We start from the raw sequence: 15,509 nt of genomic DNA, 5'->3' as shown, positions 1-15,509 counted from the left end.
AAGGTAGCGTATCATAAAATGATACGCCACCTTTCTTTATTAAATAATGCCAAGTACATTTAAGAATACGATAATAATCGCAATTGGTGCGATAAAGCGAAGTAAGAATAGCCATAATACGAATAATTTATAGCCTTTATTTTTACTTACCCCAAGCTCTTTCATTAATACATCTTTCTTCATTTTTAAAGGAACGAAGATAGAAACTAATAAAACACCAAGTGGCATTAGTACGTTACTAACTGCATAATCCGCTAAATCAAAGACTGTCTTTCCAAAAATCTTCAGATCACTTAATATACCAAATGATAATGCTGATGGTACTCCAACAACGAAGATTAGTAATCCTACGATTAAAGCCATTTTTTCACGTTTCCCTTTACCTTTTGCAGTTAAAGATGCAACGCTAATTTCTAACATCGAAATTGCTGAAGTAATAGTCGCAAAGAAGAATAGTAATAAGAAAACGATGAAGAATAATTTGCCGAATGCCATTTTGCTGAAAATAGCTGGCAGTACGATAAATAATAGTCCTGGTCCTTGTGATGGTTCCATTCCAAATGCGAACACAACTGGGAAAATTGCAAGTCCTGCAAGTAATGTAATAACTAATGTTAAAGCAACGATAGAAAATGCTGAACGCGGTAAACTTTCTTCTTTCGGTAAGTAAGAGCTATACGTTACCATAACAGCTACACCGACAGATAGGGAGAAGAATGATTGCCCCATTGCGTATAAAATGACTTCTGATGTTACGTTTGAGAAATCAGGTTGTAAGAAGAAACGAACCCCTTCTCCAGCACCGTCTAATGTAAGTGCACGAACGATTAATACAAAGAATAAAACGAATAGTGCTGGCATGAAATATTTATTTACTTTTTCAACACCATTTTGTACACCTTTACTTACGATGAAAATAGTAATAAGGATGAATAATAGCTGTGATCCAACTGCTAAATACGGATTGGAAATGATTTCACCAAACGTAGCTTCGTATGCTCCATTCCCTTCCCATAGTCTACCTGTAATTGCATTCCATAAGTATAATAAAATCCAACCTCCTACAACACTGTAGAAAGAAAGTAATATGAAACAAGTTACAATTCCTAATTTCCCTAACCATGGCCATAGTGTTTTTGGTGCGATTTCTCTATATGCATCAACGGCCTCTTTTTGTGTACTTCTTCCGATTACGAATTCAGCTAATAATAGCGGTAAACCAATTAATAATGTGAAACCGATGAAAATAAGGAAGAACGCGCCGCCACCTCCAATTCCGGCCATATACGGGAATTTCCAAATCGCCCCTAGACCAATTGCTGAACCTGCTGCAGCTAATACGAAACCTAATTTCGATGTCCATTGCTGTGAATTCATTTATTAATCTCCTCTCTATCTCTTTTTCTTTGTTACAATTCGGTATTTATATTGTTCTATCCATACTCTTTTCTAATACGTTCACTTCCTCCCTACTAATAAAAAACGCCCCTACGTAAATACGTAGGGACGACAAAAATATCGCGGTACCACCCTAGTTATGAAGATACAACAAAGTTAGGACCTAAATAAAAAACGCCCCTACGCAAATACGTAGGGACGATAAATTATCGCGGTACCACCCTAGTTATGAAGCCACAACAAAGTAAGACCTAAATAAAAAACGTCCCTACGTAAATACGTAGGGACGATAAATATCGCGGTACCACCCTAGTTGTGAAACAATCTTCACCACTTTATTTGATAACGGTATAAACTACCGTCTTTCATTTCCTCATAATGTGAGATTTATGAAAGATGCTCCAGGACGAACTTCATGAATAATCTATATACTGATTCACACCAACCATCAGCTCTCTGAAATAGGGAGATATTCACTACTATACCCTTTCATTGCCCAAATATTATTTTCCGAATTGATTACTATCATTTTTATCATACATTAAAAATAGTGTCAACTTATATTTTGAATTTTTATGTATTACATTCTATTTAAAAATGTAAAATATGACTTTTAAATGAATAATATTAGAATATTTATGTTCCATACTATATTAACTACTCTAACAGGTTTATAGTAGTATACGATGAATGCAAGACAGCACGAGTAGGAGGAAAGAATTTTGTCTACTTCAAAAGTTTTAAAAGGTACTGCTTTATTAAGTGGTGCAACAATGATTTCACGTATATTAGGTTTTATATACTTCTTCCCTTTTCAATTATTAGTCGGAACACAAGGGGTTGCTTTATATGGATATGCATACTCTTGGTACGGTATTTTATTAAGCTTCTCAACTGCTGGTATTCCTATTGCCGTTTCCAAATTTGTTGCAAAACATAATGCACTCGGTGATTATAGTACAAGCAAAAAATTATACAACTCAAGCGTAAAATTAATGATGTTTATGGGCTTTTTAGGGTTTTTAACTTTATTTATTGGAGCACCGTACATATCACAATTTATTATTCGCTCAAAAACGCCGGATCCACAATTTATCGCTGACGTAACACTTACGATGCGAGCATTAAGTTTCGCACTTATTATCGTACCAGCTATGAGTGTTACACGTGGTTATTTCCAAGGTTTTCAACATATGAAACCAAGTGCCGTTTCTCAAGTCGTAGAACAAATTGCGCGCGTGGTTTTCATTTTAGTTGGTAGTTTTATCGTTTCAAAACTATTAGGGGGTTCAGTCGCCTCTTCTGTTGCAGTTGCTACGTTTGGCGCTGTTATTGGGGCACTTGCCAGCGTTTCGATTTTAATGATGTACTGGAAAAAATATAATAGATTAAAGCCTCCCGAAGGAGAATTAAAGTCCAGGGCATCGAATATCCCATTAAAAAATATTTATATGGAATTACTTCGATATGCAATCCCAATTGTATTTGTCGGCATTGCAATTCCGCTCTATACGTTAGTAGATCAATATACTGTAGCTGATGTCCTTAGAGCGATGGGAGAGCCTTTAGAAACAGCGAATGCAGTTTTCGCTTATATAACGAACTATGCCCAAAAGTTAATTATGATTCCAGCTTCACTTGCAACCGGATTCTCATTAACGATCATTCCGGCTATAACAAAATCTTATACAAGCGGGAAATTAGAAGAATTACAAGAACAAATTGCAAAGATATTTCAAGTCTTGTTATTCTTCACTATTCCAGCTGCATTCGGTCTTGCTAGTATCGCTTATGATGCATTCCGTATGGTTTATGTAAATCCTGAAATTGCACTTGGTGGATCACAATATTTAATTTCATTTGCACCTTCTGCTATATTAAGTGCGATTTTCACAGTTTCAGCAGCTATTTTACAAGGAATCGATTATCAAAGAAAAACGATGATTGCTTTCTCAGTCGGGATTCTCGTTAAAGTTTTAGTAAATACACCGCTCTTACATTTATTTGGCGGACACGGTGCTGTACTTGGAACAATTCTTGGATACCTCGTTTCCAATGTTATTATGCTGTACTGCATCATTAAATTTGCGAAATTTAAAATTGGCGAAACAGCAAAAACAGTACTCCTTATTACGATTTACTCCGCAGCAATGTCTGCTGTTGTAATTGCTTTAAAAGCTATTTTAAAATGGTTAATTCCTGGACAATCTTATATGGAATCACTTCTCATTGTTGTTATATGCGGCACTATAGGAGGAATTGTTTACCTTTTATTCGTCCTAACGAGCGGACTGGCTTCACATATTCTCGGTGATAGGATTCAGCGATTACCTGTACTAGGTAAATTAGTCAAATAAAAAAGGGATGTAACGCATTGTTACATCCCTTTTTTTCACTTCGCATATTGAATACGCTTTTGTTGTTCTGCAATATGTAATTCTGGAGCATATTGTTCTACTAAATGTAATAGCTCTTCGATTAACACTTCTAACTCCTGTACACTATACTCCGGTTTCCCTATTAACGTATTCGCCATACGCTCATATAAGTTTTCAGGCTTAATGCTCATTCGTTCCACATTATTCGGCATCCATTTAAACGCCGGGTGATGCACATACATTCGGTTCAAACCAAATAAGACCCCCAATATATTTCTTTGTACTTCACAAATAACATCATATAACATAAGCCAGTCTTTTCGTTTTAAAAGTGCCTCTCGATTATGCCAGCGATTGCTTAACCAAAGATTTTCTGAAATCATCTGTTCCGCAAGTTCTTCTGGATATGATACCACTCTATCTTTTAATTCATTCACTTTCTCTTCTCCATACAAACTAACACCGTCATGAATGGATGATACTATACATTGTTTTTCATAACTTATATCATATTGATCCACCACATCCGAAATAACTTTCTCTACTGTTTCTGTTAAAAAGTTACTAATTTCTAATTTAATTCCCTCTTTTGTCAAATATGTTTCCGACCATTCTTCTTCCTCATAAGGATGATATGACAAAATCGCTCCACCAATATGATGAATAGGCCCTTTACGATCCTCATCCTCTGGTGGCGTTGACCATAATATATGTAATTCTATATCCGAATGTTCATCTTCTAACTTTCTAGCTACTGAACCAGCTAAAATAATAGCTTCGATCTTCGGATTTCTCCTATAAATCTCCGACATTTCTATTGCTTTCTCTTTTAATCCCACTTCATTTCCTCCTATAATTGCAGTACACAATTACCTTTTCATTTATCTATTTCGATATTATGCACTGCATTCCCTTTTCAATGTTCCACTACATCATATTTCTACCCAATAACGCCGAACAATTTCCCCAGTGTGAGAAGAAACTACTTCATTTTCTAACACACCGCCAACCTTTTGAATCGTTTTAGCCGAAGCAATATTAGCTTTATCGCAAGTTATTAATACTTTCTGCAACCCCAACTTTTGTGCTTCATCTAATGCGAGTTTCAATTGTTTTGTCGCGTAACCTTGACGACGTTTATTCGGATGAACACTATATCCAATATGACCACTTTCCCGCAATAATTCTTCGTTTAATTGTTTTCTAATATTCACAAAACCTATAAGTTCCCCTTGTTCAACACTTAAAAATTGACTAGAAGGTACTCGATTACCTTGTAGGTTTTCTCCCAGTTCCTGTTTACTCACTTTTTCAAACCATTCATCAAGTGAATCAAAATTTTGTAAAGAACTACTACCATGTGGTTGTTCATCCGTATGTAAAAATGCCTCTCGATACTCCATAATTTTCTCACTATATTCATTTGTTGGTTTTAATAGTTTCATTGTGTTTCTCCTCTCTTAATACCCTATAACAAACCCCTTAATAGCGCTATTTCACCATTAAGGGGGTTCTATCATTTTTATTCAAATAATCCCATACTTAAATACCGTTCTCCCGTATCAGGTGCAATACATAAAACTTTTTTACCAGCGCCTAATCGTTTTGCTATCATAATCGCTGCGTAAACAGAAGCTCCAGAAGATGGTCCAACTAATAACCCCTCTTGTCTCGCTAAGTTTCTCATTGTCGTTAAAGCCTCTTCGTCTGCGATTTGAATAATTTCGTTATACACTTCTGTATTTAAGTTTTTCGGGATAAACCCTGGACTTGTTCCTACTAGTTTATGAGGACCTGGAACACCACCTGATAAAACGGGAGATCCTTTCGGTTCTACTACTGCAATATATAAGTTTGGTAGTTTCTCTTTTAGCGTTTCCCCAGTCCCTGTAATCGTCCCACCAGTTCCAGCTGTTGCTACAAATGCATCCAGCTTACCATCCATTTGTTCATAGATTTCAAGTGCAGTCGTATAACGATGAATATTTGGGTTTGCTGGATTTTCAAATTGTTGCGGAATAAAACTATTTGGTATTTGCTTTTGCAGTTCTAACGCCTTCGCAATTGCTCCTGGCATTCTTTGTTCTGCCGGTGTTAAAACTACTTCTGCTCCGTATGCTTTCAATAAATTTATACGCTCTTTTGACATATTGTCTGGCATAATTAAAATCGCTTTATACCCTTTCGCAGCTGCATTCATCGCTAAGCCTATTCCTGTATTTCCACTTGTTGGTTCAATAATTGTATCTCCTCGTTTGATGAGACCATTCTCTTCTGCAACGTGCAGTAAATTATAGGCAGCACGGTCTTTCACACTGCGCGACGGATTAAACATTTCTAATTTTACATACACATCTGCTGCATCTTCTGGAATAAATTTAGATAATCGGACGACAGGTGTATCTCCTATTAATTCTGTAACATTTTCACATAATTTCATAGTACATCCCCTATTCTATCGTTTTCTTATCACTTGGTAATAACCAAGAAGTAAGTCCAATTAATGGTAGACAACTACATAATAACATAATGAATTGTAGACTATATATGTCAGCCAATTTCCCAAGAACTACAGAACCTAAAGCGCCAAGTCCAAACGCAAGCCCTACAATTAATCCAGATACCATCCCTACTTTTCCAGGAACAAGCTCTTGCGCATAAACAACAATTACACTAAAACTACTTGAACTAATAAAACCGATACATAAGAATAGCGGTACGACCCATACGAGCGAAACGTGAGGTAATAAAAGTGCAAGTGGTGCCGAACCTAGCATTGAAAATACAATAATTGTTTTCTTTCCAAATCGATCTGCTAACGGTCCACCAAAGAAAGTTCCTAATACACCGGCAATCATAAATGCGAATACGAAATACTGGGCATTTTTTATAGATAAACCGTAATGTTCAATTAAGTAAAATTGATAAAAATTCCCGATACCAGCACCGTACCAAGAACGTACAAAAGTAAGAAAAACAAGAAGTATAATAACAAATTTAATATGTGTACTTACTATGGCATTTTCAGCCTCAAGCGCAGCCCTCTTCTTTCTTCTTACAGCACCAGTAGCTAATTCATTCCTATACCAATTTGATACGAATATTAATAATACAATTCCTACCGCTGCAAAAGCTGTAAAACCTAAAGAGCCAATTTGGCCGAGTGGCACGAAAATTAACGCTGTAAAAATAGGAGCTAGGGAATTCCCTGTATTTCCTCCCACTTGATAAATCGCTTGTGCTAAACCTCGTTTTGCCCCTGCCGCCATATAAGCAACACGAGCACCTTCTGGATGGAATACTGCGGAACCTAACCCGATAAATAAAACAGAAATAATAACAATAATAAAGTTCGGTGCAAAAGCCAGTCCAATCATCCCAAGCATACTCGAAAACATACCGAGCGGTAATAAAAATGGTGACGGCTTCTTATCCGAATACATACCAAAAACCGGCTGCATAATCGATGACGTCATATTTAATGCAAACGCAATCCACCCTACTTGCATATAGGATAAATTCATCGTTTTTTCCAAAATAGGAAACAATGCCGGCACAACTGCTTGCATCGAGTCATTTAAAAAATGACCGAAACTAATCGCAAATAGTATTCGATATATCGTCGGTGTTTCTATCGTATTTTTTTTCGAAACTGCCTGCATATATGAATCTCTCCTTCCTGTACAAAATATATATTTATTACAGCAGGTGTAATAAATTCTGACTTTTGAAACATTTCTATTCTATACTGGTTTCATTTCTTTTTCCAGAAATATCACTTCTCAAATAATATATTTTTTCTATCTGTTTTATTGGATTTTTTATAAACGTTCTGTATTTTCTTTTATAGTAGGACAGGACAAAGGAATTACTTGCAACTATTAATAAAAAAAGGCGATCCTAACATATATTAGGATCGCCTTTTTTCTTATATTGCAAAACGCTTATACTTTTCGTAATCACTCGTCTTACATTCTACTTCTAGTTTCGTACCTTCGTTTTCATAACTCGTAGATAAAACGTGCGCATGATTATTGAAATAAGAAACTACCTGTCCTTGATTATACGGAATTAACATTTCGCACTTCGTATACTCTTTATAGATGTGTGAGCGAATCATTTCGACAAGCTCTTCTATTCCAATATGTTCCTTCGCTGATAAATAAACGCGTTCTTCTTGTACTTTCGGAATTTCAACATCTACCATATCTGATTTGTTATAAGCATAAATGGTCGGAATGTTTTCAACTCCAATTTTCTTTAACGTTTCATTTGTAATATCAATTAACTGTTCATAATTTGGATTTGCATAATCTACAACGTGAATAAGTAGGTCCGCTTCCGCTACTTCTTCTAACGTTGAACGGAACGCTTTCACAAGGTGATGTGGTAGTTTGCTTACAAATCCAACTGTATCCGTTAATAAAAATGATTTGTTATCTGGCAGATCAATATTTCGTACAGATGTTTCTAACGTCGCGAATAACATATCTTTTTCAAATACTTGTTTTTCTTCTGTACCATTGTAAATCTCAAGCATCGCATTCATCGTCGTTGACTTTCCTGCGTTCGTATATCCTACTAATGCTACAACTGGTACTTCATTTTTCTTACGCTGCTTTCGCTGCGTTTGACGCTGGGCAACAAGTGCTTCTAGATCTTTATTTAAAACTGAAATCTGTTCTTCAATTTTACGACGATCTAACTCTAATTTCTTCTCACCGACACCTTTATTTTTCGTACCAACTCCGCCGCTCTGTCTTCCTAACGATTCACGAAGACCGATTAAACGAGGCATCATATACTGAAGATGCGCTACCTCAACTTGCAACTGCGCTTCTTTCGTTTTCGCACGTTGCGCAAAAATATCTAAAATTAATATGGTACGGTCAATTACTTTGCAATCTAAATCCGCTTCTAAATTTCGAATTTGAGAAGGAGATAATTCATCATTAAAGATTACCATATTCGCATCTACTTCATTTACATAGGCTGCTACTTCTTCAATCTTTCCTTTTCCAATATAATGTGATGGATTTACTCGTTGTAAATTTTGCGTCACTTGCCCAATTACCTCTACATCACAAGCTTCTGCAAGATTTGTTAACTCTTCCATCGAATACGCAAAGTCATCTTCATTACCTAAATTTACTCCAACTAAAACTGCTCTTTGTAATAATTCTTCCATATATTTATTCCTCCATTTCGATTACGTAAAATAAAAAACACAGGTTACTGCCTGTGTTTTCGTAAACGGATAAGGGTTCACCAAAGAAATAGAAGAAAGTTATACTTTCATTCTATCTCATAGTCAAAAAGTCCCAAGATCATATACGCATCCACAATAAGTGTTCACCTATACGATCCCATTCTATTTATAAAGGCAAAACAAAAAGAGGGCGTATTCGTCCCTCCCTCTTTTTCACATATAAGCTTAATAAAGGGTTCCTTTAAAATAGGCAGACCAATCCCGTTCACTCTGTACACAGACAGAGCCTTTGAGCGCTATTCAATTATTGGCACAAAGTATTGAGACGTAATCTGATTAAGATCAAAGGAAGCCCCTCCGTTCATTTTAAGTTACATAAAGTGTAGCATAAGTAATTCGCTTTCACAAGATTAAACCACCTATAGAAACAGAAAGAAAATCTTTATATATTTACTTTAATCGTCATTTTTTGCGCGTTCTTCTTACAACAAAAATCACAAGAACTACTATCAGTAACAGACCGACAGAAAGAGTAACAACTTGCCACCAGCTTAAACCGTTCAACATGCCACCTTTTAAATCGACTTTCTTCGTCGGAACAGATTCTTTTGCAATTTGACTTAAAGCCACTTTGTCCGCTCCTGCCTCATCTAATCTCTTCGTTCCACTACAACTATGTGTGTGTAATTGTTTTTCAGACCCTCTTTGAGAAGAATATACTAAGTACTCTCCTCCCTCTAAAAAGTGAAACACACAATCCCCACCATTTGTATACACAATAATTTGCGAAGACGTTGTCCCTTTCCAAATTCCCTTCACTTCAAATAATACTTCAATCCCACCCCCTTCTTTCCTTCCAACCTCAATTACCTTCCCCTCAAATACTACATCGTTTTTTTGAAATGCATCTTCTGCTGATACGTTAATACAATCACAAGCATAAGATTTCCCTGGAAAAATAATAAGAATAAAGCTACAAATAATGACAACAGGCAATATATACAAAATTCTTTTCAAAGAGCCCAACTCTCTTCATAATCAATTTTAAAAACTTATCGTATATTATTTTTACACCACTCGCCAAATTCCTCCATAATAAGTTAAGCATTATCACTTCAATACAATAAAAGTCTATATTGACATTTTTATAACCTAATATTAGTATCAGGTTATAAAAATACGTTAGGAGATGTTCCCATGCATTCTAAATCTCGTATTACTGCAATTGGTACTTATGTTCCAGATCAAATATTATCTAATAACGATTTAGAAAAGATGATCGATACGAATGATGAATGGATTGTACAAAGAACAGGAATGAAGGAAAGAAGAATTGCTTGCGAAGACGAATACTCCTCACACTTAGCCATTAAAGCAATTGAAAATTTATGTACAACTTTTAAAAAGCATTTAGAAGATATAGACTGTATCATCGTCGCTACAACAACCGCTGACTATGTTTTTCCTAGTGTCGCGTGTCAAATACAACAACACTTCAACATACCCCATACACTAGCTTTTGATTTAAATGCAACTTGCGCTGGTTTCACATATGGCCTGCACGTCGGTAATAGCTTAATCACTTCTGGATCACACGAAAAAGTGCTTGTCGTAGCGACAGAGACATTATCTAAAGTTACTGATTACACCGATAGAACGACTTGTATTTTATTTGGCGATGGTGCTGGAGCTATTTTATTAGAAAGAGATGAAAACAAACCAAGCTTTATTGCTGCTCATATGGGAACAAATGGGCACGGTGGCATTCATCTATACAGAACAAACTTATCTACTACTATGAATGGCACACCACTGCAAACAAATGAAAAAATCGTGCAAAATGGGAGAGAAGTTTATAAATGGGCAACACGCATAGTACCAGCAGGTATAAAAGAACTATTACATACCGCAAATATGAAAATAAATGATATAGACTGGTTTATTCCACATAGTGCTAACTTAAGAATGATTGAATCTATTTGTGAAAAATCTAAAATTCCAACACAAAAAACATTAACGAGTGTGGAATATATGGGGAATACATCTTCCGTCTCTATTCCACTCGCTCTAGATCTAGCTAGAAAAGAAGGAAAATTAAATAACGGAGAAACACTTTTACTTTATGGATTTGGTGGTGGTCTTACGCATTTAGGCCTTATTGTGGAGTGGGATTTAAACTAAAAAGTTTTTTTATACAATTCACTACAAAAAAGCTGCATTCAAAGATTGATTACCTCCCTTTGAACGCAGCCTTTTTTATCTTAATTTTATTTATCCCGCTTTAATGGGCAGTAAGACCCCCACCTCAAAATTCAGCGAAAGCAAAGAATTTAGGTGGTGGATCAACTGCCCATTAAAGTCCGATTGGTTCAACTAATAATTAGTGGGGGATGAAGCCCCCCACTAATTAAAGTTTCACTTTACCTGTCCGAGCCCATATCACAACAGGAATCAGCATGAAAGCTAAAACTCCTCCAGCTAATGACAAGGCCGCATAACTTGAATTCGCTACTACCATACCTGACATCGCTCCGCCTGAAGCTCCAGCTAGCGCGATAAACACATCTATTTTCCCTTGTGTTTTTGCACGTGTGGAAGGTATAGTTGCATCAACAATTTGAGCCGTACCACTTATTAAACCGAGGTTCCATCCTAATCCAAGTAAAGACAAAGCAACAATTAATAGTATTAAAGAATCACTCGGCGCTATTGCAGCTATGACACCTGCCGCTAGTAAAATTACTCCGCCAGCTATACTCATAGTAGTTCTGCCAATTTTATCAATTAGCATTCCTGTAACGAGAGACGGAAGATACATTGCACCTACATGAAAACCTATCACAAGGCCTACTGCACTTAAATCGTGACCGTGGTGTCCCATGTGAACTGGCGTCATCGTCATAATCGCGACCATCACGACTTGTGTAAGTATCATTACGATAGCCCCAACAGTAATTCCTCGTTTATTTTCTATCGTTTCCTCTGTTACCGCTTGCCCTTTATATGTATGCTCTTGTTTATATGTTTCTATCATATTAGCAATAAGTAACGGATCTGGACGAAGCATAACAAATAGGACAATACCCGCCAGTATAAATGCAGCTGCTGATAATATGAACGGACCAGCAAGTTCAGGAATCCCAATTGAATGAGCAAACCTTCCCATTACACCTACTAAATTTGGACCTGCGACTGCACCAAAAGTCGTCATTACCATCGTAATACTAATAGCAGTTGCTCTTTGCTGCTTATTCGCTAAATCTGTTCCAGCATAACGCGCTTGTAAATTCGTAGCTGTGCCCGCGCCATATATAAGTAAAGAAACTAGTAAAAGAATAATACTATTTGTTAAAGCTGCAACCACAACTCCAATAGCCCCTAACCCGCCTACTATAAAACCTCCTGCAAGCCCTATGCGGCGACCATGTTTTTGCGATAATTTCCCAACAAAGAAAGCCGCTACCGCAGATCCCATTGTAAACATAGCAGCTGGTAATCCTGCATATGCATCTGTCCCAAGCATTTGCTGCGCAAGAAGTGCACCTACTGTAATTCCAGCAGCCAACCCTGCTCCGCCGAACATTTGTGAAATGCTTACGATTAGTAACGTTCTTTTGTATAATTTTTGTTGCTCTTCTTCTGTATATATATGATTACTTATTGAAGCATCTGCTGTATCTATCATTTTCTCATCCTTTCTATAAAACTAATACCTCTTGTTAATGTACTATAGAACAACAAAATCCCCAAATTTATAATGCTGAAATTTATTTATACATGTAAAGACCCCCACTGTTTACGTTTCACTCATTACCGAAGAGTTCCCATAATAATTATACTAATTTTTTCACAGCTAGCATTCCATCATTTGAGCATAACTCACCTTTAGATTATTTCCCTTACACTCCCCCTACAACTCTTTCCCCTCTCTTTTTACTCAAAGCCTTTCCTTCCCAAAATAACAAACTCACTAAAGCAAAAACTAAAATAATTGGCACACTCGCTTTATATAAATCTGTAAAACTCATAGCCATCTGATTCTTAGCATAATGATTCACATCATTCGAAAATGCACGTACTTCTTTCTTTATACTTTCCTCTTGTTTTTCAACTTCATTTGTCACTTGACTCATTACTTCTTCTCTTTTTACATCTCTATATTCTACTGGAACTTCTCTTAATACCTCAGCCACTTTTTGGTGAATTAGTTCGTCTTTTTTCTCTTTATTTAACCCTACAAATGTTTCATTTTGATGCTTTTCGACATTTGTTTCTATACTTTGATTCTCTATTTTTTCTTTTGTTACTTGTAATATCTCAGCTTGCTCGTCACTACTCACATGAATATTACGAACTTTTTCTTCTGCATAACGATATACATTTTCTTTATTTATAGTTAAATTATGAGTTAAGTTAGATACAAATATTGCGACCGCTAAAACAATACCTACTTGCCGTAACATTGATACAACACTCTGAGAAGCAGTTAGTAATTCCCCTTCAAACGAAGAAGCACTTAAAACTGTAATTGGACCTACTACTAAACCATACCCAACACCTAATATCATACATGGAATAATAATTTCTATATTTGTTGAATTAACATCAATCATTTGCAACCAATAATAAGATAAGCCCATAACAAGAAAGCCTGACAAAATAATAGTTACTTTTCCGAGTTTTTTAATCAAAGTTGCTGCAGCTGGTGAGACAAAAAATATCATTGCTGAAATAGGTGTCACTAAAAAAGCTGCTTCAATTTCCGTTCGGCCTTGTATTTTTGTCAAGAACGTCGGAAGCAATACAGTAACTCCAATTAAAAATAAATTACTTAATATGACAACGATAGATGCTCCGACAAACATTCGATCTTTAAATAAATTTAAATTCACCATCGGATTATGAATCTTTCGTTCTACTAAAACAAATAGAATAAGAGAAATAGTGCTAATTGCATAACAAAACAAAGCTATATTACTTTGCCATCCCCATGTATTGCCTTTTACTAATATGAGAGTAAAAGAAAAAATTGCTGTGCTACTTAATAACAATCCTATCCAATCTATTTTTGAGATAATACGTTCTTCATTTTTTATTTGTAGCATAAAGAAGCATAAAATGATTCCAAAAATACAAATTGGAACATTAACGAGGAACACCCATCTCCAACCGAAATTTTGTGTAATAATTCCACCTATTACTGGTCCCATCGCAGCTGACAATCCTTGTGTTACGCCTAAAATTGCAAGTGCAACATGCCTCTTAGCTAATGGCATTGCAGATACACCAATTACCATACTAGTTGGAAATAAAATCGCTGCACCTACACTTTGTATAAAGCGGGAAAAGATAAGAAAATCGCCCGTATTAGCAAAAGAACAAAGTACTGACCCGCCGCCAAAAATAATCAAACCAAGAATATACATCTTTGCTTTCCCAAAAATATCAGCTATCCGCCCTAGCGGGATAGCGAGTACCGCTATTGTCATTGTATAAACATTTAATACCCAAGACATCTTTTCCAATGAAGTATTTACACTCGTTTGTATCGCTGGTAAAGCTATATTCATAATTGTCGTATCAATCATACAAAGAAATATACCTAAGCACATTAAAAAGACAATCTTAATACCCCTTGATTGCTCCATGTTCATCTACCCCTTTATTTATTATGAACGTGTTTTTCATTCTTCTGTTTTATTGTGTTTTTTTGCTTCTAGTTGCTCTAGTTTTCTTTTCAACGTCTCTACTTGAGCACTATACGATGCAATACCTACATCGAGTGAAATTTCCTCAACAAAAGTAATACCTTCTCTCCACTTTTCATATTTCAAACGAAGATCCGCAATGTATGCCTCTTTCTTTTCAATTTCATCTTCAATCCATTTTTTAATTGCCTTATCATCGCTATAATTACCAAAATACATCCTCATTAAAAAATCTGAACGTAAAACGTCTTTCTCTACATCTGTTTGCATGTATTGATAAAACTCTTCACGCCCTTCATCTGTAATAAAGTACATTTTCTTATTTGGTTTCCCTTCTTGCATAATAACCTCTTTCTTTATTTTCCCCTCTTTTTCCAACTGTCGTAACGTTGGATAAATCATTCCAAAACTCCCATCAAAAAAGTGAGTAAATACGTCTTCAAACACAATTTTAATATCATAACCAGACATTTCTTTTCCCATTAACAAACCTAAAACAACATCTCTTCCCTTCAAAATAAGACCCCCACATAGTATATAATCAATAATCATATTAACATTGTTAATATGATTATTGATTATATACCTTTTTTTGTTAATTGTAAAATTTTTCTAAATAAAGTGAAACTTTAATCAGTGGGGGTTTTCTTCATCCCCCACTGATCATTAGCCCTCATCAATCGGACTTTTATGGGTAGTTGATCCCCCACCTAACTTCTTTGCTTTCCCTGAATTTTGAGGTGGGGGTCTTACTGCCCATTAAAGCGGGATAAAAAAATACCCTGTAATTTTATCGTTCAAAATTCCAGGGTAACT

12 protein-coding genes and 1 other annotated feature are annotated in these 15,509 nt (G+C 35.8%); of the genes, 2 read left to right on the top strand and 10 right to left on the bottom strand.

Features of this window, described 5'->3' with window-relative positions; translation table 11 throughout:
• Positions 1-39 precede the first annotated feature (39 nt).
• Positions 40-1,377 carry a sodium-dependent transporter gene (locus PDL00_RS06960; protein WP_001088193.1) on the bottom strand — a complete coding sequence of 446 codons (1,338 nt, stop codon included), beginning with the start codon at positions 1,375-1,377 and terminating at the stop codon, positions 40-42.
• Between the two features lie 300 nt (positions 1,378-1,677).
• Positions 1,678-1,900: a binding site (T-box leader), on the bottom strand.
• A 220-nt stretch (positions 1,901-2,120) separates the two neighbouring features.
• Between PDL00_RS06960 and PDL00_RS06955 the strand changes: the two genes are divergently transcribed.
• Positions 2,121-3,755, top strand: a complete 1,635-nt coding sequence (locus PDL00_RS06955; protein WP_270727971.1) for a putative polysaccharide biosynthesis protein — start codon at positions 2,121-2,123, stop codon at positions 3,753-3,755.
• Between the two features lie 35 nt (positions 3,756-3,790).
• On the opposite strand, the gene PDL00_RS06950 is transcribed toward PDL00_RS06955, so the two are convergent.
• The 6 genes from PDL00_RS06950 to PDL00_RS06925 form a co-directional block, all read right to left on the bottom strand.
• Entirely contained in the window at positions 3,791-4,615 is an 825-nt protein-coding gene (locus tag PDL00_RS06950) for a DUF4037 domain-containing protein (RefSeq protein ID WP_270727969.1), read from the bottom strand.
• Between the two features lie 93 nt (positions 4,616-4,708).
• Positions 4,709-5,221 carry a GNAT family N-acetyltransferase gene (locus tag PDL00_RS06945; protein WP_270727967.1) on the bottom strand — a complete coding sequence of 171 codons (513 nt, stop codon included), beginning with the start codon at positions 5,219-5,221 and terminating at the stop codon, positions 4,709-4,711.
• Between the two features lie 77 nt (positions 5,222-5,298).
• Positions 5,299-6,216: a cysteine synthase A gene (gene cysK / locus PDL00_RS06940; RefSeq protein WP_270727965.1), complete on the bottom strand. Its 918-nt coding sequence runs from the start codon at positions 6,214-6,216 to the stop codon at positions 5,299-5,301.
• Between the two features lie 10 nt (positions 6,217-6,226).
• Complete coding sequence (locus tag PDL00_RS06935) at positions 6,227-7,438, bottom strand: MFS transporter (protein ID WP_061673186.1); 1,212 nt, start codon at positions 7,436-7,438, stop codon at positions 6,227-6,229.
• A gap of 266 nt (positions 7,439-7,704) precedes the next feature.
• On the bottom strand, positions 7,705-8,964 hold the full coding sequence (gene hflX, locus PDL00_RS06930) for a GTPase HflX (protein WP_270727958.1): 1,260 nt from the start codon (positions 8,962-8,964) through the stop codon (positions 7,705-7,707).
• Between the two features lie 483 nt (positions 8,965-9,447).
• Positions 9,448-10,002, bottom strand: coding sequence for a cobalamin biosynthesis protein CbiN (locus PDL00_RS06925; protein WP_270727955.1), 555 nt, complete (start codon positions 10,000-10,002; stop codon positions 9,448-9,450).
• A gap of 180 nt (positions 10,003-10,182) precedes the next feature.
• Between PDL00_RS06925 and PDL00_RS06920 the strand changes: the two genes are divergently transcribed.
• On the top strand, positions 10,183-11,166 hold the full coding sequence (locus PDL00_RS06920; RefSeq protein ID WP_242254899.1) for a ketoacyl-ACP synthase III: 984 nt from the start codon (positions 10,183-10,185) through the stop codon (positions 11,164-11,166).
• 226 nt (positions 11,167-11,392) lie between these two features.
• Here PDL00_RS06920 and PDL00_RS06915 read toward each other — a convergent pair whose 3' ends face one another.
• The 3 genes from PDL00_RS06915 to PDL00_RS06905 form a co-directional block, all read right to left on the bottom strand.
• Positions 11,393-12,670, bottom strand: a complete 1,278-nt coding sequence (locus PDL00_RS06915) for an MFS transporter (protein WP_242254897.1) — start codon at positions 12,668-12,670, stop codon at positions 11,393-11,395.
• Positions 12,671-12,884: 214 nt separating this feature from the next.
• Positions 12,885-14,633, bottom strand: a complete 1,749-nt coding sequence (locus PDL00_RS06910) for an MFS transporter (RefSeq protein ID WP_270727950.1) — start codon at positions 14,631-14,633, stop codon at positions 12,885-12,887.
• 36 nt (positions 14,634-14,669) lie between these two features.
• Positions 14,670-15,209, bottom strand: a complete 540-nt coding sequence (locus PDL00_RS06905; protein ID WP_270727949.1) for a PadR family transcriptional regulator — start codon at positions 15,207-15,209, stop codon at positions 14,670-14,672.
• Between the last annotated feature and the right edge of the window lie 300 nt (positions 15,210-15,509).

Origin of the sequence: Bacillus cereus group sp. TH152-1LC, from assembly GCF_027710505.1 — a bacterium.
Classification (GTDB): domain Bacteria; phylum Bacillota; class Bacilli; order Bacillales; family Bacillaceae_G; genus Bacillus_A; species Bacillus_A mobilis.
The sequence above is the reverse complement of the archived record's forward strand: the minus strand, read 5'-3'. Positions and strand labels throughout refer to the sequence as shown.